This window comes from Alloacidobacterium sp. (assembly GCF_035631355.1).
Taxonomy (GTDB): domain Bacteria; phylum Acidobacteriota; class Terriglobia; order Terriglobales; family Acidobacteriaceae; genus Alloacidobacterium.
The window spans coordinates 34,690-55,472 of record NZ_DASQIX010000008.1 but is presented as its reverse complement, the minus strand read 5'-3'; the positions used below and the strand labels follow the sequence as shown (position 1 = coordinate 55,472).

Sequence of the window (20,783 nt, the reverse complement as noted above, 5' to 3'; positions counted from 1 at the left end):
GCCAGATGCTCAAGGAAATTGTCAGCCACGGCACGATGAGAAAGAGTCACAATAATCCTCAATGGCTCGATCTGGAGTCGATAGCTCGCGTCGAGCTCACCTCAGAAGATCCGGCTTTCCCAATTGAAAATGCGCTGAGCACGAATCCGGAGCGCAATGAGCATGGGTGGCGCGCCGCCAGCGCCGGGCCGCAGAGCATCGCGCTGGTCTTCACCGTGCCGACGCACCTGCGGCGGATATTTGCCCATTTTATCGAGCACGAAACGGAACGCTCTCAAGAGTTTGCGCTACGTTATTCTTCCGCAAAGGAGACGGACCGCGAAATCGTGCGCCAGCAATGGAACTTCAGCCCAGCCGGATCATCCCAGGAGGTCGAGGACTACACTGTCGATCTGGAATCAGTAACGAAACTTGAGCTCCTGATCGATCCGGATCGAGGGCGCGGCCAGAGTCTAGCGAGTCTCAACGCATTGCGGCTGGCTTAAATTCGAGGCTTGCAAGTACCATATCTCCGGACGGAACGATGGAATCATTACGAATCGACCAGTTCTTCCTCGGATGTCTGGCTCACGCTTCCTACATGGTTGGATCGGGGGGTGTTGCTGCCGTCATCGATCCTCAACGCGACGTAGACATCTATTTGGATGCCGCTGGGGAAGCGGGCCTGCGGATCGAGCACATCATCGAAACGCACCTGCACGCCGATTTTGTCTCCGGCCACCATGAGCTTGCGGCGCGCACCGGGGCGCGCATCTATCTGGGCGAAGGATCAGGCGCGACGTTTCCGCATACGACTGTGAAAGAAGGAGGTTCGATCCAGTTCGGAAAAGCGCGCTTCGATTTCATGCAGACCCCCGGCCATACGATCGAAAGCGTCTGCGCCGTGCTGACTGACGTTGCCGAGCCGGGGCATCCGAGGGCGATCTTTACCGGCGATACGCTTTTCGTCGGCGATGTGGGCCGGCCCGATCTTTCCGGAGACCACACGCCGCAGGAGCTTGCCGCAATGCTCTACAAGAGCCTGCACGAAAAGCTGCTGAAGCTTCCTGACGAGACGGAGATTTTTCCCGCGCATGGCGCAGGCTCACTATGCGGGCGGCAGATGAGCTCGGAGCGGTCTTCGACCATCGGCAAAGAGCGCCGCACGAATTATGCGCTTCAGGCCAAAAGCGCAGACGAGTTTGTCAGCCTGCTCACAGAGAGTCTTCCACCACGGCCGGAATACTTTGGCCGCGATGTGGAACTGAACCGGAGAGGCGCTGACGCTCTCGATCATCTTCCACCGCTTAAGCCGTTGCAGGCCGCTGAAGTGGTCCAAATGCAGGCGGAGGGAGCAGTTGTGCTCGATACGCGCCCGGCAATGGACTTCGCGGTGGCGCATGTGCCGGGGTCGGTGCATATCGCGCTCTCCGGGCAATACGCTTCGTGGGCGGCGCGTATTCTGGGGCTGGACAAGCGGATCATTCTGGTGGGCGAGGACGCGGAGCATCTGCGCGAGTCTCAGCTGCGGCTGGCCCGCGTGGGCATTGACAAGGCGGATGCGTATCTCGAAGACGGCATTTCGGGCTGGGTGAAAAGCGGCTATGAGCTTGATTACATTCCGCAGATATCGGCTGCAGAATTGGCGGAAATGCGGGAGCAGGAGCCGGTCACGGTGCTGGATGTTCGCGAAGCGACTGAAGTCGAAGATGGCGCTATCGAGAATTCCATTCGCATCCCTTTAGGTCAGTTGTCAGCGCGTACGGGAGAGCTGGACCGCGAGAAGCTGATGGTGGTCCATTGCAAGGGCGGCTATCGCAGCTCGATTGCCACCAGTATTCTGCGCCACGCCGGGTTTCGTGACATTGCAAACCTCACAGGCGGCTATGACGCATGGCTGGCGCAGAAAAAGGAAGTGGAAGGTACAAACTTAATCTCTCAGCGAATCCCCACAGCATAAGCCACTGGCATTTCTGCCAGTCATTTTTTTTAATATGTCCTGATAAAAAAGAAATCTGTGAGTTGCACCTGCAAATTGTCAGGCAATCAGATCGTGGGGCTTCCCGACTACCTCGACTCTCGATTTCTATCGGGGTTGCCGAAAGCCGAGCTCAGCTCAATTCTATCCGTCACTAAGCACCGGCAGTTCCGTGCGCGGTCTGTGGTTCTCCGCCAGGGAGAGCCTGCGGAACAACTCTTCCTGCTCACGAGTGGTCAGGGCCGGCACTTCGTGGTGACGAACGAAGGGCGAAAGGTACTCCTCTACTGGTTGACTGCCGGACAGATATTCGGCGGCGCCGCGGTTCTCTCCACGCCATACCAACACCTTGCCGGCACGGAACTTCTGACGGACAGCTGTGCGTTGATGTGGGACAGGCAGACCATTCGTGAATTGCTTTCCCGGTATCCAGCTTTATTGGATAATCTCTTGTCAATTGCAGTGACAGAACACATCGAATGGTCGGTAGCTGCACAGGTCTCGCTCAGTGCCGACGACGCGCGGGGGCGCGTGGCTCACCTGCTGGCAAGTCTCGCATCGGGTATTGGCAAAATCAGAGTCGATGGGATCGAAATAAGGATCAAAAACGAGGATCTGGCTGCCGGAGCAAACGTGACACAGTTTACCGTCAGCCGCTCTCTAAATGAGTGGCAGCGCGCCGGCATCCTCTCGAAGGGCCGGGGCAAAATCCTACTGCGGAAACCATTCCTACTGGTCCCCGATTAAGAAATCCTCTGTTTTCGTTCTGTGCCTGGCCTGCTTTTTGGAGAGGATCGCCTTTCTCTATCAAAGTGGCCGTTAGTTGCTCTGGAGCAACGACGGGAATGGCAAGCCGGTGGGAATATAAGCGAAACGATAATAACTACTGCAACGATGGTAGCCAAATGAGGCAGACACGAAGTATCCTGCTGCACCATTTCGGCATGCCGGGTGCTTCGTATAGCAGTTCTTTGAGATGTTGCGGAACGCACAGCATTTCAACGAAGTATGAAGCACCCAAATTTATCCAGCCATAAAAACCTGGAAGGGGTGCCTGGTTCCCCATGATCTTTAGCGGGCACCCACATTCGTACCAGCCAGCGCTGGAAGCCACATAGCGCGTTCGCAATCAGTAGCGTAGGCAATGGTTGAATCGTTTATCCAGGCCGGCGCGAATGCATTGCAATCGCCGAAGGTAAGCTGGCGTTCCTGGTGGCTGGTGAGATCCATCATCATCAACTGCCAGCGGTTGCGCACTAATTTGCGAAAGACGAGCCGCTGCCCATCCGGCGCTGCGGCGGGCGAATCTACCTCATCTTGCCCGGAGATCAGGATAGTGGGTTGACCCCCAGGCGTGAGCCGATAGATGTTCGTTTTGCTGTTGATGCGCGCGGCGAAGGCGATGTAGCCGGAAGGAGCAAACGCGGCATCGCGGACATCATACGGCGGGTCTACCAGCTCGGTATCTCTTGCTACCGTGATGACGCCCGATGAGGACATGAGGCTTGCCATGCGGAGACTGCCTCTGCCTTTGGTTTCCCGGATATACACGAGCGATGAGCCGTCGGCGGAAATTGCCGGGGACTCTGCATTCGGAATTTCGAAATCGGATGAGTCTTGAAGGACGATGCGCGAGCCATTCTTGTCTGCTAATTCTATGAAGACCTTAGAGCCGTCGTCGGTCACAGCGGAGGAGAGTTGGTCTGGATTTCCGGGCCAGGGAGCCTTTCCGTTCTGGTTGATGATCTGGTAGTTCGTCAGCAGCATTGCGGTGGCCACAAAGCCGCCGGCCCTGGGATGGATGCCTGTAGTGAGCAGTGGATGGATGGGAAGCGGAAGACGAGCGCGTAGATCGTCTTCACGGTGAGCGAAATGCCGCTGATAACCGGCAAAACCCAAAATCCAGAAAATGCAGACGGCAGCAAAAAGCAGACCTGCGCGGAGGCGCATGTTTCCGCTGTCCTCGTGTAATGTATTTTCGCGCCACAGACAAATCACGAAAAATACCCAGAGCAGCAACCCTATCCATAGACGGGAGAATGCCAATACGGTAAGAAAGCTGAATCCGTTGCTAGCTTTGTCTGGCGAAACTGCAACACGGAACATGAAGGCATAGAGCAATATCATCAGCGCGATTTGGCTACACTGCTGTTTCTTCAACAGCACGTCTGCCGCAAGCACAATGGGCAGAATCATTACGGCAAAGTGGTAGCTCGAAGGCTGAGGGGACAGCAGGAGCAAGGCAAACAGAAAGACTGCCCACTCCAGCTTCTCCGCATCGCGATCGCACAGCGAAGGCCGAATGCTTAAGAAGAGCGGGAACAGAACCGCCGCCTGCCATAGCGGGAAAATAATGGAATAAAGCAGCGGGCGGTTCCACACCGGAACAGGATTGAGGCCCGGCTCGAAGAGAAAAAGGCGATGCAGAAATGCAACCGCCGATGAAGAGCGAACGTTGTACGGGTCAATGACTTCACCCTGCATGCTACGCGGCAGCACCTGAGTAAGGTACATGTGCATGACATGGCCACCGACCCATGCGTAGCTGATGCCCACCAGCGCCGCCGTAGCAACGACGATGGAGATAAGTTCGCGCCACTGCTTCTTCCATGCGAAATAAACCGCAAAGGTCAGCGGATAGACCTTCAATCCGCCTGCAAGGGCTATGCAGATTCCGCAGGCAACGCTGCGGCTGCGCGAGCGAAACAAGTACGCGAGCGCCAGCAGGAATAGCACCAGTATGTGGAACTGTCCAAGAAGAAAACTGGCCCGCAGGGGAATGACAGCGAGCAGAATGAGAAGCCAGACTCGGCGGCGACCAAGCTGTGTTGCCCGATGCATCGCTTCGGCAGCACCAAAAAGGAAGAAGAAATTCGCAACAATCCAGATGCGCTTGGCTGTGAGCGCGCCGAAGCCGGCAACGGGTAGAAGCGGCAGCGCAGAAAGTGGAGGCTGTCCGGCGTAATCCACCAGCGGAACATCGAGTCCCCAATGGTCTTTAATGCGCTGCAGCCATACCCAGTCATAAACATGATCGAGGCTGTAGCCCCCACGCAGAAGTCGGGCAACGACATAATCATTAGGAAAGTCGAAGTTGAGCCTGTGCCAACCGGGGAGTATTCCCCGGCCCAGTAGAAGGAGCGCCAGCAGAACAAGGCACCCCCACTCGAAGCCGAGCCATGCTTTGGTCGCGATGATCGCCTGGAAACGATCTGGGACGCTCTTCATACGCAGTTCCGACTCTACAGCACTGCAGGCAGCGCGATGCCTGCTATTCTTCACCTCATGAAAGCACTGCCTTCATTCGACCTCCACGGACAGATCGCGCTTGTCACCGGCGCAGCGCGCGGGCTGGGCCGCGCCATCTCGCTTGCCCTCGCTGAAGCAGGCGCGGACATGGCTGTCGGCTTGCGTGACATTAACGCCGACTCCGGACTCGCGGCGGAAATCGAAGCGCGCGGCCGCGGCGTGCTGCCTCTCCAGATGGAGATGACCAACCTCGCGCAAATCACGAGCGCCATTAAAGAGACTCGAAAGCATTTTGGGCGGATCGACATTCTGGTGAATAACGCGGGCGTGGCTCCCGAAAACCTTGCGGAGAGTGTCGTTGAAAAAGATTTTGACTACACGTTAGCCGTCAATCTAAAGGGGACATTCTTTGCCTGCCAGGCGGCGGGTCGCGTGATGATCGAGCAGAAATATGGGCGCATCATCAATATGAGTTCGCAAGCCGGGTTCGCTGCGCTGCCGACCGAATCGGTCTACTGCATGACGAAAGCAGGCATCGCACACCTGACCAAATGCCTCGCCGTGGAATGGGGCAAGCACAACATCAACGTCAACGCTGTCGCGCCTACATTTATAAGAACCGATGGAACGCGGCCTGTGCTCTCCGACCCCGAATTTTATGCTGACACGGTTGAGCGCGTCGCTGCGCTGCATCGCATCGGGGAGCCAATCGAGGTCGCGGGCGCAGTCGTCTTTCTGGCTTCGCAAGCAGCGTCGCTTATCACTGGACACACGCTGCTCATCGATGGCGGCTGGACCGCGCGCTGAATGCGTATACTCCGCGCAATCATTCTCACGCTGCTCGTTCTTGGCGGCATTGTCAATTTTCTTGACCGAAGCGCGTTGTCCATCGCCAACACGACTATGCGCGCTGACCTGCATCTTTCGGCAACTCAGATCGGCGCCCTGCTCTCGATTTTTTCGCTTGCCTATGGACTGGCGCAGGTCCCGGCCGGCTGGCTGCTCGACCGCGCTGGCCCCAAGCTGATTCTGAGCGTGGGCATGTTTCTCTGGTCGCTGGCGCAGATGGCAACCGGCGTGGTTTCGGGCTTCGCCGCACTCGTTGCTACCCGCATCGGCCTGGGCGCAGGCGAGGCGCCGTTTCTTCCCGGAGGCTTCAAGGTCATCCACGACTGGTATGAAACGCGCGAGCGCGGCGTGCCGACGGGAATTCTCAACGCGTCAACTACTTTGGGCCAAGCTTTCGCGCCGCCGCTGCTGACGCTGCTTCTTCTCGGCTGGGGTTGGCGCAGCATGTTCATTTCTATCGGGCTGCTCGGCGTTATCGTTGCGGTGGCGTGGTATCCGGTTTATCGCAATCCCGATAAACACGCGATCCAACCTAGCCAGTCGCAAAGTATTTCACTCGCTGCATGGCGCGATCTTTTTCGCCATCGCACTATCTGGGGCATGATGCTCGGGTTCAGCGGCGTGAACTATACGGCATGGCTCTATCTCGCGTGGCTTCCCGGATATCTCGAAGCCGCGCACCATCTTAGTCTGCGAAGAACGGGCTGGCTCGCGGCGATTCCGTTCCTGATGGGATCCGCCGGAATGCTCATCAGCGGCTTTGTCGCGGACGCGCTTGTGCGACGCGGATGGGACGCGCTCAAAAGCCGCAAGCTGCTCATCGTTGCCGGAATGATCTGCTCCGCCGCCTGCACCTTCGCCGTTACGCGCGCATCAAGCAGCTCGGCCGCAGTTGCCGTCATTGGCTTGGCGCTGTTTTTCATCCATTTCGCGGGAACATCCTGCTGGGGACTGGTGCAGGTGGCTGCTCCCGCGCATCTGGTCGGTTCGGCGGGTGCTTTGCAAAACTTCTGCAGCTTCCTCTTCGCCTCAGTCGCGCCTGTGCTCACGGGATGGTTCCTCGACCGTACGCATTCATTTCGCATTGCGCTTCTGATTTGCGCGGGCGTCACGTTTCTGGGGGCAATGGCTTATCTGTGGCTTGTGCAGAAATCTATTCAAGCGACTGCTGGTTAATCAACCTGCAACATGCGGCAAAGATTTGCACCTCGATATATGCTGGTTGGCATGAAAGTTGGCGTCTTTACCCCACTGCTCTCACAACTCCCGCTGCCGCAGGTCCTGACTAAGCTCAAGGCCCTCGGCATTGACACGGTCGAACTCGGAACCGGCAACTATCCGGGCGACGCGCATTGCAAGCTCTCCATGCTGGATGACAAAGCGACGCTCGCGACGTTCAAGCAAACCATCGCGGATCACGGCTTCTCCATCAGCGCACTAAGCTGCCACGGCAACCCGCTGCATCCGAGCAAGGACATCGCGCGCCAGATGCAGGAGACCAGCCGGAAAACCATCCTGCTCGCAGAAAAACTTGGCGTGTCTGTCGTGGTCGATTTCTCGGGTTGTCCTGGTGATTCTCCCGACGCGAAGCAGCCCAACTGGGTCACCTGTCCATGGCCCCCTGATTTCAGCGACCTGCTCAAGTGGCAATGGGACGAAGTTGTGACACCATACTGGACGGAGCACGCGAAGTTCGCCGCCGATCATGGGGTTAAGGTCGCCATTGAAATGCACCCCGGCTTCGTGGCCTACAGCCCAGAGACAATGTTGAAGCTGCGCTCGATTGCAGGCCCTAACGTAGGCTGCAACTTCGACCCCAGCCATCTCTTCTGGCAGCAGATTGATCCCATCGCGGCTGTCCGCATACTTGGCGATGCCATCTTCCATGTCCACGCGAAGGACACGCAGATTTTCAGCGCGAACCTCGACACAACCGGCGTGCTCGACACCAAGTCCTACACCGACGAACGACACCGCAGCTGGATCTTCCGCACCTGCGGCTATGGACATGGCGGATCATGGTGGCGCGAATTTGTCTCGACGCTGCGACTCTTCGGTTATGACAACGTGCTCTCCATCGAACATGAAGACAGTTTGATGTCTCCCGAAGAAGGGCTTACGAAGGCTGCGAATTTTCTTAATTCATTGATTATTCGCGAGCAACCCGCTGCGGCTTGGTGGATTTAGTCAACCCTTGTAAAGGGGGGCGACACGCGATTTAGGCATATGTTTTCGGGTTGCCTGAAATCGGAATAATTTCGGCCCTGAATGTAGCTATTTCACATACATATTCGGCAACGCGATCGCTGATGGCTGCTTCTCAAAAAGGGTGTTCGATTTGTTCCCCGGAGATGCACTTTCATGCGCGGTACAGCGCAGTCAAACATATACTTGCTGGTCTTTTGCGTCGGCGCTCTTATTTCGCCGTTGGCATGTAAACACGGGCACAGTCAGGTTGCGTCAGCGACCGTAACACCGGCGCCCGCAACCAAACCAGCTCCGCCAACGCCGCTTGCAGTAAAGAAGGCGGAGTTGGGCGATGACACGAACTGGAAGCCGGAATGGGACGAGGTTGTGGAGAAAGCTCTTCCACCAGAAATGCTTTCAAAAAAGGTCCCAGGCGACGTACGCCGTTTTTGCCCGCGCTTTTACAAAATGAGTGAAACCGACAAGCGGGCGTTCTGGGCTTATTTCTTCCAGGCGCTCGCGGGCGCGGAAGCAGGGCTGAATCCGCGAACCAATGTTCGCCACACCGAACCGGAAGTTGCAGTGGTCGACAGCGTCACGCATCAGATGGTGCACAGCGAGGGCCTTCTGCAGCTTACTTATGAAGACCAGCAGCGCTACGGCTGCGACTTCGACTGGAAGGCCGACCGTCATCTTCCTCCGCACGATGCGCAGAAGACCATTCTCAATCCGGAAAATAATCTGAAGTGCGGAATCAACATTCTGAGTAATCAGATCATCAATCACCACAAACCAATCGTGTCGTCTACTTCATATTGGTCGACGTTGCAGCCCGGCACCATCAGCTTCAGGGTGTTTGAGAAACAGATGACGAACCCGCCGGCCTCCTGTGGTTTGCGAAAGGCAGCCACCCCGCGCCGTGCTCCTGACAAGAGCACGGTCGAAGTGGCTGCTTCCATGAAATAAATCAGCCGAAGAAGCCGTTCCACGGAAATTCAGAGTGGCCGCAGATCGTGAGCACCGGGCATCGCGCTCCTGCCAGCACTTTGTACGTTACGCCTGCGGGAGCGTGGGTCCGCAGATGGATTGCCGGCCGGACACCCATGACAACCAGATCGGCCTTGCTGTCATTCGCAAGTTTCAAGATCGTGAGTGGCGCCTCGCCCTGCTTTACCACGCATTCCGGTGAGCACCAGTCACGGACCTCTTCCGGAACCATGCAGTTCAGTTCATCCAGAAAGGCGTCGCGCAGCGAGTCGGCGCAGTCGCCGATGCGCTCTGGGATGATATGGCATAGAGTTATCCGCGCATTGTTCTCCTGTGCCAGCGAGAGCGCGTAAAGAGCGGCATGCGAAGTGTCCGGCGTGAAGTCAGTGGCATAAATAATTTGCTTCCAGGAGATGTCCTCACCCTCAGGAATAACGCAGTGTGGTCCAACGGTCAGCACCGGGCAGGAGACATGCCGCAACACGTCTTCGGCGGTCGAGCCCAGGACGAAACGCTCCAGGTAGCCTTTGCCTCTAGTGCCCATCACGATCAGGTCAGGCTTGAATTCCTTCGCAAAATCGATGATGGAAGCCGCAGGGCTTCCTCCTGTAAGAACGATGCCTTTTTCGACGATGCCGCTGCAGCGAAGCTCATGCCTTACTCTGCGTATGCCTTCCTCGCCGACCTCTCTCAGATCGTACAAAGAGACACCCATTGTAGCTTCTGGCGAGCGTGTCGCTATAGAAAGATCGACAACGTGCGCTGCCGTCACTGCTGAACCAAAATGGTGGGCCAGCTTTTTCACATATGCGAAGGCCTTTTCCGAGCTCTCCGAAAAATCCGTGGCAAAGAGTATTTTTTCAACTGTCAATACAGTAGGTTGATCGATGACTGGCATATCATCCTCCTTTTCTCGAATTGAGCATCGCGCCATTCGCCTGAAGAGTCTGTGATTTTAGTTACGGCTGAGTGTGATCCAGGTCACATACAAACCTGCATTGCCGTTGATAAAAAGGTTTGTTCTCCTGTCTCTTACGAAGGAGGCGCATACTATGCGTATCGCCATGCCAGCGCCGCCGATACCACTGACAGATTCCTGCAAGGACTGCACTCTCCGCGGCCTGCGCATGTTTTGCAATCTGCGTGATGATGCTCTCCAACATCTGGATCAGATCGGCGTTCAGGTGCGCTATCCTGCGCGGATGTGTATTTTCCAGCAAGGTGAAAGAGCGCGGGCGCTCCATGTTCTCTGTTCCGGACAGGTAAAACTCTTCACTACCTCGCGTGAAGGCAGAACCATGATCCTTAAAATCGCGTGGCCAGGTGACGTGCTTGGCTTGAGTGCAGTGCTGAGTCAGGCAGATTACGAAGTGACTGCGGAAACGCTTGAACCCTGCCAGCTTAAGACGCTCAGACGCGATGAATTTCTTGCCTTCATTGACCAGTTCAGCGAAGCCGGGCGGCATTCCCTCGAAAGTATGGCCAGCGAGTATAGGTCCGCCTTTCGCGATGCTCGCCGATTGTCACTTGCAACCTCGGCGGCCTCCCGCCTCGCGAATGTATTGCTTGACCTGGCCCGCAATGCAGCGTGCGGCAAACCTGAGATGCGCTTTACCATGGCGCTTACGCATGAAGAGCTTGGTAATCTAGCTGGGCTTTCGCGCGAGACGGTGACACGTCTGCTGGGAAAATTTCGACGTGAAGGTTTGCTCAGGATCAAAGGATCATCTGTCACAATTGCCGATCTGGATCACTTCAACAGCCTCACTGAAGGCTGAAATCCTGTTTTCCGGCTAAGATAATCACGCTCATGAAAATGGGCCAGGGAACTCAGATGTGGCGGAAGCAATCTTTTTTCAGAGTGAGTCTATTTCTTGTCATGCTGACTTGCGGCTTTGTGGCACTACAGCCGCTCCGCGCGCAGTCGCAGGCCGATGAAAAATGCGAGGGCTCAACTGTTGATACCCAAGGCGAAAAAACCGCAAAGGCCGCGCGCGCCTTTCTTGCCGATCTTCAGGCCGCAGTGCAGGGGAACGACAAAGACAAAATCGCCGGCATGGTTTCTTACCCGCTGAACTTTATCCACGATGGCAAGCGCAGCCGCATTCGCGACAAGCAGAATTTCCTCGGTCGCTATGACGCGATCTTCAGCGAGCATGTTCGCGCGACCATTCTGAAGCAGTCGTCCCAATGCCTCTTCGGAAACTACCAGGGCGAAATGATCGGCAATGGAGAAGTGTGGTTCAGCGAAATGCAGGACGGCGCAGTGAAGATCATTACCGTCAATTCTTCTGCTGGAAAATAATTGGATTCAGCGGTCCGACAACTGAATAGGATTTCCGTCCGGATCCTTGCCATCGCAAAGACAAAATATGTCTCCCTGCCGGACCTGCCCAAAACTGGCGCCCCGAGCCACCAGCGTTTGGCGCAAGGCAGCAACATCCCTGGTATAGAACACGATCTTTGGTCCCTTGCGCCCCGGCGATGATGGGCCGGAGTGCAGTGCAATCCGTGTCCCGCCTGCGTCAAATTCCTTCCAGCCTTTCTCATTTGTGACTTGTTTCAAGCCGAGGATTTGTCCGTAAAACTTGCTCATCGCATCGATCTGTCCGGTAAACAGGATCACGCGCGCCATTTTCATTGAAGGCATCTCTATGGAGCTCCTCTTCTTTATTCCTCAAGCATATTTCGGTATTTCCAGCCTAGCCAGAAACTCCTCAAGCTCTCCCGGCAGCGGCGCGGACAGCTTCAGCATCTTTCCCGTTCGCGGATGCGCGAACGCCAGTTCAGCCGCATGGAGAAAATTGCGATCGAGAGAGATTGATCTGGCCTGTCTATCTTTTTGCGAAGCTGCAATCCGGGCAGGCGCACCGTATAGCGTGTCCCCAACCACAGGATGCCCAATTGAAGCCATGTGCACGCGAATCTGGTGCGTACGTCCGGTTTCGATGCGTACGAGCACTAGCGTGAAATTTCCGAATCGAGAGTCGATGCGTCGCACAACTTCGAAGTGCGAAACAGCAGTACGTCCGCCGGTTGCGCGGCGCGTGGTCATACGCGTACGCCGGATCGTATCGCGGCTGATGGCTGCGTTGATTATTCCTGTGTCCTGCTTCAATTGGCCATGCACGAGCGCGATGTAGGTCTTGCGCATCTGCCTGCGGGAAAACATCTCTGCCAGCTTCAAGTGTGTGGCGTCGTTGCGCGCAATGATGATTAGGCCGCTGGTCTGTTTGTCGAGCCGGTGAACGATGCCCGGACGCAGTTCTCCACCAGTAGACGAAAGCTGACGGTAGTGATGCAGCAGAGCATTCACCAGCGTGCCCCGATTGCGCGCATCGTCGGTCGCTCCCGAGCCAGCATGCACCATCATGCCCGCAGGCTTGTTCACGACGGAAAGATCGTCATCCTCATAAATGATGTCGAGCGGAATGTCTTCCGCCATAGCCCGCAGCGGCTCCGGAGCTGGCTCGCGGTGCACCTCAACCACTTCGCCGCCACGCAGTTTCAGAGAAGACTTCGCAGGCTTTCCGTTTACAACGACGCTGCCTTGAGACAGCAGCAGCTGTACACGCGACCGGCTCACGCCGTCGAGCTGCGCCGCCAGCCACGCATCCAGACGCTGGCCGGCGGCTTCCGGTGAAACAGGATATTTGGCGATCTCCGGCATGATCTGCCACTAGGGCTGCGGTTTGCCAGGCCCATCGAGCCCGGGCGGCCAGAATGGATAGTTGGGGGCCGCAGGAGGCATCGCTGGCGCATCCTTCGGTAGCCAGTTCTCATGGATCAGCCAGCTGCGCAGCAGCAGCGGCCAGGTCGCCAGCTCAGGAATCTCTCCGCACAGTCCGCAGCCGTGGTTGGCATAGTCATAGATGTGCAACTCAACCGGAATATGCGCGCGTTCCAGCGCCCGATAAAAATCGAGACTGTTTTCAATCGGGACTGTCGGGTCGCCCGTCGTCGCAAACAGGAACGTCATCGGCGTCTGCGCGTTTACCTGAAGCTGATTGGAAAATTTCTCCTGCATCTGGGGGTCCGGCGTCTCGCCGAGCAGGTTATTCATCGAGCCTACATGCGCAATAGGTGGCTGCATGCTGATCACCGGATAAGACAGCACCATAAAATTCGGCCGCGCGTCCGCCTGGTCGATTGAGTCTGTTTTATCCGGCAGCGGCGCGGCGTCATTGCCGTGAACGCCCAGCGTCGAAGCAAGATGCCCGCCTGCCGACGATCCCCATACGCCAATCCGGTTCGGGTCGATCCCGTATTCTGTCGCATGCGCCCGTACATAGCGCATCGCACGCATTCCGTCCTGTATTTCAACCGGATATTTATATGGCGCGATGCGGTAATCGAGCACGAACGCCGTCATTCCCTGCGCGTTCAGCCAGCGCGCATACTGAATGCCCTCATGCCCCATCGAAACATGCGCGTATCCCCCACCCGGAATCACCAGAACTGCCGCGCTGGTCGATTTCGTCTGTGGAATAAAAGGGTAGAGCCGCGGTTTGTCCACTTCCGAGTCGCCCAGCGATCCAGGCGCACCATTCGGCCATAGAAAAACGGGCTGCGGCAGGTTCTTGAGAATCTCTGCCGAAGCCGGGGGCTGTGTTTGTGAAACAGCGGGAACGAAGGCGGCAAGAAGGGAAGAAAAAACCATGAAAGACCAGAGATTCTTCATCATCAGCAGTATACGTACCTTCCGAAGGCGCATGCGTCTGAGGGTGTATGCCTGTCCTTCAGTTTCTGTGCCCATGTAGAATGACAGCAGTCACAATGAAGATGGTTTTCGTCCCAAAGTTTCTCCTGCCTTGCGCGCTTGCTGCTGTTTTTTCTTTTTCCGCCACGATTTCGCTGGCGCAATCAGCGCAGACTCAAACGGCGCCTTCACCCACGCCGCCGCTCGCGCAGACACAGCCCGCCATTCCCGCGCAACCGAATGGCCAGACGCCGGACGACAAGCAGTACACCATCCAGGCAAACGTCAACGAAGTCGATCTCGTCTTTACCGTCACCGACAGGCATGGCCGCTTCATTAAGGACCTGCAGCAGCGCGATTTCGCCCTGCTCGACGACCAGAAGGCCCCGGCGCAGGTCATCAGCTTTACCCAGCAGACCAATTTGCCCTTGCGCGTCGGCATTATGATTGACACGAGCACCTCCATCCGCCAGCGCTTCCAGTTTGAACAACAGGCGGCAGCGGAGTTCTTGTACAAGATCATTCAGCCCAAAAGCGACAAGGCCTTCGTAATGGGCTTCGATGTGACTCCGGACTACAGGCAGGACTGGACCAACAATTTGGACCTGCTGAATACCGGCGTCAACGCGCTGCGTTCAGGAGGCGGCACCGCCCTCTTTGATGCTGTCTACTCGGCATGCCGCGACAAAATGCTCAATTTCTCGCGCGAGCGTGAACCTGTTCGCAGGGCCATCGTTCTTGTCTCAGATGGCGACGACAACCAGAGCCATGCCTATCTGGATGATGCCATCAAGGAATGCCAGCGCGCCGAGACCATCGTTTACGCTATCAGCACGAACGTAAGCCCGAGTCGCGACCGTGGCGATGATACGCTGCAGAAAATTGCCGAAGCCACTGGAGGACGCGCATTTTTCCCAAAGCGCCTTGAAGACATATCGCTCAACTTCGCGGACATTGAGGACGAGTTGCGCAGCCAGTATGCTCTCGTCTATAAGCCAGCCGATTTCGTGGCTAATGGCGCATTCCGGACAATTTATCTTTTTTGTCTCGACCGCAGATATACTGTCCGCGCCAGCAAAGGATACTTCGCAACCAAGTAGCAATAAGACGGCAAGCCAGCGCGCTTCACGCCGCAAGTAGGCTGGAAATCTAAGGCAGGTTGGCGCGTATGCCGAGTGATTCTGCTATTTTGCCGAGACGCGCATCCGAGGTCCAAAGCAGAGTGCAGGGCATCACGCGACACGATGCAATGAGATGCGCATCTGTGAGTCCAATCCCTTTTGAGTACAGCGCAAGAGCTTCAACCATTCGCCTTACATCTCTCAAATCAATCACCCGCGCCTGCGGCATACTGTCAAGCTTTGCCAGTGTCAACGATCTGTCATGAAGGGAGCCAAGTGCCAGCTCCGCTGTCAGATGCGGGTGCATGACGATCTGATTATTTTCGAGCAGCTTCCGCAATTCATGCTTACGCCCCCTGAAGAAATCGATCCAGATGTTCGCGTCGGCAAGAATCACAAGTCATCCACTCGTAACCGGCGTACATATTCCAAATCGGGCATTGTCCCCTCCAATGCCGCAAGGCTGCGAGCCGCCTCTCGCTCGATCAGAGCTTTCAGGGCCTCTCGAATCAATGCCGTACGCTCTGTCACGCCGCTATATTCCTGTGCCCGACGCAACAGGTCGTCATCAAGCGAAACAGTTGCTCTCATTGGACTTCACCTCTACCCTGAACCAATTATATCACCGAAGAGGTGCAAATTATGGTGCATTATCTTCTCCAACTACCCGCCAAGCATCTCCATCAGCTTCTCTTCATCAATAACTGAGATCTTTAGCTCCTGAGCCTTATCCAGTTTCGAGCCAGCCTCTTCACCAGCCACAACATAGCTGGTCTTCTTGCTCACGGAGCCGGAGACGCGCCCGCCCGCAGCCTCAATCCTTGCCTTAGCGTCCTCGCGCGAGAGAGTCGGCAGAGTACCTGTCAGCACAAATATCAGCCCGTCCAACTCAGAAGATTTCTTCCGCTTCTCCGCAGTAAGTGTCAGACCAGCCTCGCGCAGATGCTTAACCAGCCGACGATTTGTCTCCTCCTCGAAGAACTCGCGGATGGCCTGCGAAACGCGCGGCCCCACTTCGTTCACGCGCTCCAGCTCTTCCCGAGAGGCAATCATCAGCGCATCCATCGAGCCAAACTCCTCGGCAAGCAACTGCGCCGTGCGCTCGCCGATAAAACGAATCCCCAGCCCGAACAATACCCGGTTCAGCGGGGCCTTCTTCGATTGCTCAATCTCTTTCAGCAGCGTCCATGCCGTCTTCTCGCCAATGCGCTCGAGAGAAAGCAGCTTCTCTTCGTCGAGCTTGTAGAGATCGGCGATGCTCCGCACCATCTTGCGATCGAGCAGTTGATTCACCACCGCCTCGCCCAAGCCTTCGATGTTCATCACATGACGCGAAGCATAGTGCAGAAGACTCTCGCGCAGCCGCGCCGGGCAGTCGATATTCACGCAGCGGTGATCAGCCTCGCCTTCGGCGCGCACAATCTCGCTTTTGCACTCCGGACAATGTTTCGGGAAATGAAACTTTGAATGTCCTCGCGGATGCTCCTTGTCCTCGACCACTTCGACGACTTTCGGAATCACGTCACCGCCTCGCTCGACCTTCACCCAATCGCCGATCTTCAGCCCCAACTCTTCAATAAAGTCAGCATTATGCAGCGTTGCCCGGCTGACCGTTGTTCCGCCGATCACTACCGGCTTAAGCCAGGCCACCGGAGTCAGCTTGCCCGTACGCCCAACCTGCACGCGAATGTCCTCAACCTGAGTGGTGCCTGCGCGGGCCGTGAATTTATATGCGACAGCCCAGCGCGGCGCGCGGCCCGTATAGCCCAGCCTAGCCTGCAATTCCGTCGAGCTGACTTTGATGACCACGCCGTCAATTTCGTATCCGAGGTCGGCGCGATGTTTCTCCGCGCGATCGACAAAGTCCATCAGCTTGTCGAAGGTGTGAATCGCCTCACGATGAAGATTCACCCTGAAGCCCGCCGCCGTCAGCGCATCCAGCGCATCGCTCTGCTCAGTGAAGATGCTCTCGCCTGCTGCTGTCAGCGCAAAGTACGCATAGAAATCAAGCCTGCGTTGCGCCACGATATTTGGCTCCAGCGTGCGAATCGTGCCTGCGGCATAGTTACGTGGATTCGCTGCGGCTGTCAGCCCCTGCGCCTCGCGCTCTTCATTCGCCTTCTGAAAAGCCTTCAGCGGCATCACGACTTCGCCACGCACCTCAAACGTCGCAGGCAGCTTCGCCTTGCGCAGCTTCGCGGCAGAGATGGACAGCGAAACGGACCGGATCGTCCGCACATTCGTCGTCACATCCTCGCCAATCGTTCCATCGCCGCGTGTAAGCCCGCGCGCCAGATGAGCCGAGCCGTCTTTGGCCTCGGCATAATGCAGGGCCATCGAAAGCCCGTCCAGCTTGTATTCGCAGACGTAGCTGATCTCAGCGCCTTCGCCCACGCGCTCGCGCACGCGCCGCTCCCAGTCACGCAGTTCTTCCTCGCTGGTCACGTTGTCGAGCGAGAGCATGGGCCGCGAGTGCGCCACCTTGGCAAAGCCCTCTTTCGGCTTGCCGCCTACGCGCTGCGTCGGCGAGTCGGGTGTAATCAGCTCGGGATGCTCTTTCTCGAGTGTCTGCAGCTCGCGCACCAGCGCGTCATACTCCGCGTCCGAAATTTCGGGTGCGTCCATGACGTAATACAAGTGCTCGTGATGGCGAATCTCATCGCGCAGTGCTTCGATGCGCTCGGCAGGTGTGTTCTTGGCCATGAGGGAAATTATATGGAGGAGCTGTGTTAGCTTGTCTTCGATGGAACCAGTCACACATTTCCTTACCGGAGCGTGCCTTGCCCGCGCCGGATTCAACCGCAAGGCAGCCTACGCCACGCTTGCCATGACGCTGGCTGCAGAATCCCCAGACCTCGACGTGTTCTGGGGATTTCACGGGCCAGTTGCCGCCTTCCAGCATCACCGTGGCATCACGCACACTTTCATTGCCGCCCCATTTATCGCGCTTGTCACGGTCGCCGTTGTCTGGATGATTCACAAGCTACGAAAGAAGCCGGCCAACGCGCCGCCGCGATGGTTCCTGCTCTGGTGTTTCGCTCTCATTGCGGATTTAAGCCATTTGCTGCTCGATTTCACTAACAACTACGGGCTGCGGCCGTTCTTCCCGTTTAATCCTCGATGGTATTCGTGGGACATCGTCTTCATCTTCGAGCCGCTTATCTTCGCGGCGCTTGTGCTTGCACTCGTGCTGCCGTGGCTCTTCGGACTCGCTGACCGCGAAATCGGCGCAAAGCGGGTCAAGTTTCGGGGACGTAACTGGGCCATTGCCGCGCTCATCTTCATCGTGCTGCTCTATGCCGTGCGCAACGGAGAGCACGCGCACGCCGTCAATCTCGTCCGCAACTCAAGCGTGATCGGTGCGCCCATTGTGCGCGTGGCTGCCGAGCCTGAGCCGATCAATCCATTCCTATGGCACGTCATTGTCGAAACACCCAACTTTTACCAGACAGCCACAGTGCACACGCGCTCCGACCAGATCGAAACTGACTCGGCTGAGAATGTCTTCTACAAGCCGACTGTCACCCCGGCAACGGAGGCCGCCAAGCAGTCGTGGCTGGGCAAGGTTTATCTCGATTGGTCAACCTGGCCGGTAGTTGAAGATAAGGGCGCGATGCCGCCGCCGGGTTATAACGTCGATCCGCCCGGGCCCAACTGGCATACCGTTGAATTCCGCGACTTGCGCTTCGACTATCCAGTTCTCTCGCACAGAGGGAGCGACACGGTGTTGTCAGGATGGGTCTACGTTGGCCCGCAGATGGAAATTGAAGGAATGTTTATGGGCGGCTCCGAGCAGAAGCCGTAACGCCTGAAGCCGCCATGAATTTCTGCTATGGAAGCTCTCTGACCCAGATGTTACGGAAGCTGATAGGCTCGCTCTTATCGCCATGCGCCTGCAGCTTGATGGGCGCGCTGTCGTACTTCTTATAAAACGGCTTGCCAATATACAGCGTCTGGCCCTTCAACTCAAAATGGTTTTGCACCAGCACGCCGTTGAAGAAGACGGTAACGTAGGCAGGCGTTTTCAGCGATCCGTCATCGTTGAATGTGGGTGCGGTCCACGCTATGTCATAGGTCTGCCATTCACCCGGCTTGCGGTTCGGATTCACCAGCGGAGGGCTCTGCTTGTAAATACTGCCCGCCTGCCCATTGACATAAGTCTTGTTGTTGTACGAATCCAGCACCTGCAACTCGTACCCGTCATCGCCGGGGCCGGTGGAGGCGAGAAACACGCCGCTGTTGCCGCGCGCCTGGCCGGAGCCGGTAATGTTCTCCGGAATCCTCCATTCAATGTGGAGCTGATAGTCCTTGAACTTTTTCTTAGTTTCGATGTTGCCGACTCCTTTTGCCTTGCTGACGGTCACAATGCCGTCATGCACGATCCACTGTGCCGGCGTGTGGTCTTGTGCCGACACCCACTCGTCGAGGTTCTTGCCGTCGAATAAAACGATGGCGTCAGAGGGAGGCGCTCCACAGGTGGCGCCGGGCGTTACCACGGCGGGCACAGGTTCCCATATTTCTGTGTCTTCAGGTTTGGGCTGGGTCTGTTGCGCGGCGAGAGGAGCAACCACGAAGACCAGAGAGGACAATGCAAGTAACACCGAAAATTGTGCGCGCATAATTGTTTACGAGAATACACTGTCGCGGCGCGCAAGTTTGATCACCAGAGCGTCGTCGGAAATAATTGCGACGATCTCGCTGTTGCGCGAATAAATGTCCTCCGCTACTGTTGTCTCTTGATTGTCCACCTCATCGACGGCACATACGAATTATTCCGGCACTATTACGCTCTGCCTTCGGCGCGTGATAAAGAGGGCCTCGAAGTCGCCGCCGTTCGTGGTGTTGTCGCATCTGTGTTGGGCATGATCGGCGAAGGGGCCACGCACATTGCCGTTGCCACCGATCATGTTGTCGAATCATTTCGCAATGCACTATGGCCCGACTACAAAACCAGCGAGGGTGTGCCTGCCGACCTGCTTTCACAATTTCCGCTGCTTGAAGAAGTCCTTATCGCTGCGGGCATCGTGGTCTGGCCAATGGTCGAGTTCGAGGCCGACGATGCGCTGGCAGCCGGTGCGGTTCTCGCCGCCGCGGATAAGCGCGTCGAGCAGGTTATTATCTGCACTCCGGACAAAGACCTCGCCCAGGTAGTCAGCGGCACACGCATTGTCCAGTTGAACCGGCGAACGGGCGCAATCTGCGACGAAGCCGGAGTCATCCAGAAATTCGGCGTCTCTCCGGCATCCATTCCCGACTACCTGGCGCTGGTAGGTGACTCCGCCGACGGTTATCCCGGCCTGCAAGGATGGGGCGCGAAGTCTTCTGCTGCTGTGCTCGCGAAGTTTGTTCACCTTGAATCCGTTCCTGCCGACAGCGGCGAATGGAAGGTCAACGCCGCGAATGCGAGCGCACTTGCCGCTACGCTGGTTCGTGAGCGCGATCGCGCGCTCCTCTTCCGAACGCTCGCGACGATTCGCACCGACATACCGCTTTTCAACAACGTAGACGAGTTACGATGGACAGGTCCCACGCCTGCCTTCACCGCCATCGCGGAACAGATGGACGCCGTTGGGGCGAAAACGGGGAAAAAGCCGGCGAGACGTCGAACACTTACTCCACCAAGCCTTGGTTCTCCAGATCCGTGATAAGCAGCCAGGTACTCCATCCTTGCGTTAAGACAGTTCAGGCATGTGCATATATCCCGGATAAAATGATGCCTGAGTTCTCGTCTGAT

Annotated in this window: 21 protein-coding genes; 12 read left to right on the top strand and 9 right to left on the bottom strand. The window is 56.8% G+C overall.

The window, feature by feature from the left end; genetic code table 11:
* Positions 1-5 precede the first annotated feature (5 nt).
* From VEV40_RS02840 to VEV40_RS02830, 3 genes are all read left to right on the top strand, one after another.
* Positions 6-485, top strand: a complete 480-nt coding sequence (locus tag VEV40_RS02840) for a hypothetical protein (RefSeq protein WP_324830004.1) — start codon at positions 6-8, stop codon at positions 483-485.
* Positions 486-523: 38 nt separating this feature from the next.
* On the top strand, positions 524-1,939 hold the full coding sequence (locus tag VEV40_RS02835; protein ID WP_324830002.1) for an MBL fold metallo-hydrolase: 1,416 nt from the start codon (positions 524-526) through the stop codon (positions 1,937-1,939).
* 93 nt (positions 1,940-2,032) lie between these two features.
* Entirely contained in the window at positions 2,033-2,704 is a 672-nt protein-coding gene (locus VEV40_RS02830; protein ID WP_324830001.1) for a Crp/Fnr family transcriptional regulator, read from the top strand.
* A gap of 324 nt (positions 2,705-3,028) precedes the next feature.
* Here VEV40_RS02830 and VEV40_RS02825 read toward each other — a convergent pair whose 3' ends face one another.
* Positions 3,029-5,185 (bottom strand): glycosyltransferase 87 family protein, encoded by a 2,157-nt coding sequence (locus tag VEV40_RS02825; RefSeq protein WP_324830000.1) that lies wholly within the window; start codon positions 5,183-5,185, stop codon positions 3,029-3,031.
* Positions 5,186-5,221: 36 nt separating this feature from the next.
* On the opposite strand from VEV40_RS02825, the gene VEV40_RS02820 reads away from it, so the two are divergent.
* The 4 genes from VEV40_RS02820 (at position 5,222) to VEV40_RS02805 (ending at position 9,208) form a co-directional block, all read left to right on the top strand.
* Positions 5,222-6,013 (top strand): SDR family NAD(P)-dependent oxidoreductase, encoded by a 792-nt coding sequence (locus VEV40_RS02820; RefSeq protein ID WP_324829999.1) that lies wholly within the window; start codon positions 5,222-5,224, stop codon positions 6,011-6,013.
* Complete coding sequence (locus VEV40_RS02815) at positions 6,014-7,231, top strand: MFS transporter (RefSeq protein WP_324829997.1); 1,218 nt, start codon at positions 6,014-6,016, stop codon at positions 7,229-7,231. It begins immediately after the preceding gene.
* Between the two features lie 12 nt (positions 7,232-7,243).
* The gene (locus tag VEV40_RS02810; protein WP_324829996.1) at positions 7,244-8,242 is read left to right on the top strand and encodes a sugar phosphate isomerase/epimerase; all 999 of its coding nucleotides are present in this window, start codon (positions 7,244-7,246) and stop codon (positions 8,240-8,242) included.
* A gap of 174 nt (positions 8,243-8,416) precedes the next feature.
* Positions 8,417-9,208, top strand: coding sequence for a hypothetical protein (locus VEV40_RS02805; RefSeq protein ID WP_324829995.1), 792 nt, complete (start codon positions 8,417-8,419; stop codon positions 9,206-9,208).
* 1 nt (position 9,209) lies between these two features.
* Here the strand turns inward: VEV40_RS02805 and VEV40_RS02800 are convergent, their stop codons facing one another.
* Complete coding sequence (locus tag VEV40_RS02800) at positions 9,210-10,127, bottom strand: universal stress protein (protein WP_324829994.1); 918 nt, start codon at positions 10,125-10,127, stop codon at positions 9,210-9,212.
* Between the two features lie 154 nt (positions 10,128-10,281).
* On the opposite strand from VEV40_RS02800, the gene VEV40_RS02795 reads away from it, so the two are divergent.
* Both VEV40_RS02795 and VEV40_RS02790 read left to right on the top strand, forming a co-directional pair.
* On the top strand, positions 10,282-11,007 hold the full coding sequence (locus VEV40_RS02795; RefSeq protein WP_324829993.1) for a Crp/Fnr family transcriptional regulator: 726 nt from the start codon (positions 10,282-10,284) through the stop codon (positions 11,005-11,007).
* 83 nt (positions 11,008-11,090) lie between these two features.
* Complete coding sequence (locus VEV40_RS02790) at positions 11,091-11,534, top strand: hypothetical protein (protein ID WP_324829992.1); 444 nt, start codon at positions 11,091-11,093, stop codon at positions 11,532-11,534.
* Positions 11,535-11,540: 6 nt separating this feature from the next.
* Here VEV40_RS02790 and VEV40_RS02785 read toward each other — a convergent pair whose 3' ends face one another.
* The 3 genes from VEV40_RS02785 to VEV40_RS02775 are packed head-to-tail and all read right to left on the bottom strand — an operon-like array spanning position 11,541 to position 13,913.
* Positions 11,541-11,879 carry a VOC family protein gene (locus VEV40_RS02785; RefSeq protein WP_324829991.1) on the bottom strand — a complete coding sequence of 113 codons (339 nt, stop codon included), beginning with the start codon at positions 11,877-11,879 and terminating at the stop codon, positions 11,541-11,543.
* A gap of 27 nt (positions 11,880-11,906) precedes the next feature.
* The gene (locus tag VEV40_RS02780; protein ID WP_324829990.1) at positions 11,907-12,899 is read right to left on the bottom strand and encodes an RluA family pseudouridine synthase; all 993 of its coding nucleotides are present in this window, start codon (positions 12,897-12,899) and stop codon (positions 11,907-11,909) included.
* Between the two features lie 9 nt (positions 12,900-12,908).
* The gene (locus VEV40_RS02775; protein ID WP_324829989.1) at positions 12,909-13,913 is read right to left on the bottom strand and encodes an alpha/beta hydrolase; all 1,005 of its coding nucleotides are present in this window, start codon (positions 13,911-13,913) and stop codon (positions 12,909-12,911) included.
* Between the two features lie 92 nt (positions 13,914-14,005).
* On the opposite strand from VEV40_RS02775, the gene VEV40_RS02770 reads away from it, so the two are divergent.
* A complete protein-coding gene (locus VEV40_RS02770; protein WP_324829988.1) occupies positions 14,006-15,028 on the top strand; it encodes a VWA domain-containing protein in 1,023 nt (340 codons plus the stop codon).
* Positions 15,029-15,077: 49 nt separating this feature from the next.
* Here the strand turns inward: VEV40_RS02770 and VEV40_RS02765 are convergent, their stop codons facing one another.
* The 3 genes from VEV40_RS02765 to ligA all read right to left on the bottom strand — a co-directional run bounded on the left by VEV40_RS02765 (position 15,078) and on the right by ligA (position 17,752).
* The gene (locus VEV40_RS02765) at positions 15,078-15,446 is read right to left on the bottom strand and encodes a PIN domain-containing protein (protein WP_324829986.1); all 369 of its coding nucleotides are present in this window, start codon (positions 15,444-15,446) and stop codon (positions 15,078-15,080) included.
* Positions 15,443-15,640: a type II toxin-antitoxin system VapB family antitoxin gene (locus tag VEV40_RS02760; protein ID WP_324829984.1), complete on the bottom strand. Its 198-nt coding sequence runs from the start codon at positions 15,638-15,640 to the stop codon at positions 15,443-15,445. The genes VEV40_RS02765 and VEV40_RS02760 overlap by 4 nt, the downstream gene beginning before the upstream one ends.
* 72 nt (positions 15,641-15,712) lie before the next feature.
* Positions 15,713-17,752 (bottom strand): NAD-dependent DNA ligase LigA, encoded by a 2,040-nt coding sequence (gene ligA / locus VEV40_RS02755; RefSeq protein ID WP_324829983.1) that lies wholly within the window; start codon positions 17,750-17,752, stop codon positions 15,713-15,715.
* 40 nt (positions 17,753-17,792) lie between these two features.
* Between ligA and VEV40_RS02750 the strand changes: the two genes are divergently transcribed.
* Positions 17,793-18,854 carry a metal-dependent hydrolase gene (locus tag VEV40_RS02750; protein ID WP_324830040.1) on the top strand — a complete coding sequence of 354 codons (1,062 nt, stop codon included), beginning with the start codon at positions 17,793-17,795 and terminating at the stop codon, positions 18,852-18,854.
* Positions 18,855-18,879: 25 nt separating this feature from the next.
* Here the strand turns inward: VEV40_RS02750 and VEV40_RS02745 are convergent, their stop codons facing one another.
* Positions 18,880-19,668 (bottom strand): DUF1080 domain-containing protein, encoded by a 789-nt coding sequence (locus VEV40_RS02745; RefSeq protein ID WP_324829982.1) that lies wholly within the window; start codon positions 19,666-19,668, stop codon positions 18,880-18,882.
* Positions 19,669-19,785: 117 nt separating this feature from the next.
* Between VEV40_RS02745 and VEV40_RS02740 the strand changes: the two genes are divergently transcribed.
* Positions 19,786-20,694 carry a 5'-3' exonuclease gene (locus VEV40_RS02740; RefSeq protein WP_324829980.1) on the top strand — a complete coding sequence of 303 codons (909 nt, stop codon included), beginning with the start codon at positions 19,786-19,788 and terminating at the stop codon, positions 20,692-20,694.
* The last annotated feature ends 89 nt before the right edge of the window (positions 20,695-20,783 follow it).

What these genes read in the sequence shown, in the direction of transcription:
- VEV40_RS02840 (WP_324830004.1), top strand. Translation starts at nt 6, where the DNA reads ATGCTCAAGGAAATTGTCAGCCACGGCACGATGAGAAAGAGTCACAAT.
- VEV40_RS02835 (WP_324830002.1), top strand. Translation starts at nt 524, where the DNA reads ATGGAATCATTACGAATCGACCAGTTCTTCCTCGGATGTCTGGCTCAC.
- VEV40_RS02825 (WP_324830000.1), bottom strand. Translation starts at nt 5,185, where the DNA reads ATGAAGAGCGTCCCAGATCGTTTCCAGGCGATCATCGCGACCAAAGCA.
- VEV40_RS02820 (WP_324829999.1), top strand. Translation starts at nt 5,222, where the DNA reads ATGCCTGCTATTCTTCACCTCATGAAAGCACTGCCTTCATTCGACCTC.
- VEV40_RS02815 (WP_324829997.1), top strand. Translation starts at nt 6,014, where the DNA reads ATGCGTATACTCCGCGCAATCATTCTCACGCTGCTCGTTCTTGGCGGC.
- VEV40_RS02810 (WP_324829996.1), top strand. Translation starts at nt 7,244, where the DNA reads ATGCGGCAAAGATTTGCACCTCGATATATGCTGGTTGGCATGAAAGTT.
- VEV40_RS02805 (WP_324829995.1), top strand. Translation starts at nt 8,417, where the DNA reads ATGCGCGGTACAGCGCAGTCAAACATATACTTGCTGGTCTTTTGCGTC.
- VEV40_RS02800 (WP_324829994.1), bottom strand. Translation starts at nt 10,127, where the DNA reads ATGCCAGTCATCGATCAACCTACTGTATTGACAGTTGAAAAAATACTC.
- VEV40_RS02795 (WP_324829993.1), top strand. Translation starts at nt 10,282, where the DNA reads ATGCGTATCGCCATGCCAGCGCCGCCGATACCACTGACAGATTCCTGC.
- VEV40_RS02785 (WP_324829991.1), bottom strand. Translation starts at nt 11,879, where the DNA reads ATGCCTTCAATGAAAATGGCGCGCGTGATCCTGTTTACCGGACAGATC.
- VEV40_RS02780 (WP_324829990.1), bottom strand. Translation starts at nt 12,899, where the DNA reads ATGCCGGAGATCGCCAAATATCCTGTTTCACCGGAAGCCGCCGGCCAG.
- VEV40_RS02775 (WP_324829989.1), bottom strand. Translation starts at nt 13,913, where the DNA reads ATGATGAAGAATCTCTGGTCTTTCATGGTTTTTTCTTCCCTTCTTGCC.
- VEV40_RS02770 (WP_324829988.1), top strand. Translation starts at nt 14,006, where the DNA reads ATGAAGATGGTTTTCGTCCCAAAGTTTCTCCTGCCTTGCGCGCTTGCT.
- VEV40_RS02760 (WP_324829984.1), bottom strand. Translation starts at nt 15,640, where the DNA reads ATGAGAGCAACTGTTTCGCTTGATGACGACCTGTTGCGTCGGGCACAG.
- ligA (WP_324829983.1), bottom strand. Translation starts at nt 17,752, where the DNA reads ATGGCCAAGAACACACCTGCCGAGCGCATCGAAGCACTGCGCGATGAG.
- VEV40_RS02750 (WP_324830040.1), top strand. Translation starts at nt 17,793, where the DNA reads ATGGAACCAGTCACACATTTCCTTACCGGAGCGTGCCTTGCCCGCGCC.
- VEV40_RS02745 (WP_324829982.1), bottom strand. Translation starts at nt 19,668, where the DNA reads ATGCGCGCACAATTTTCGGTGTTACTTGCATTGTCCTCTCTGGTCTTC.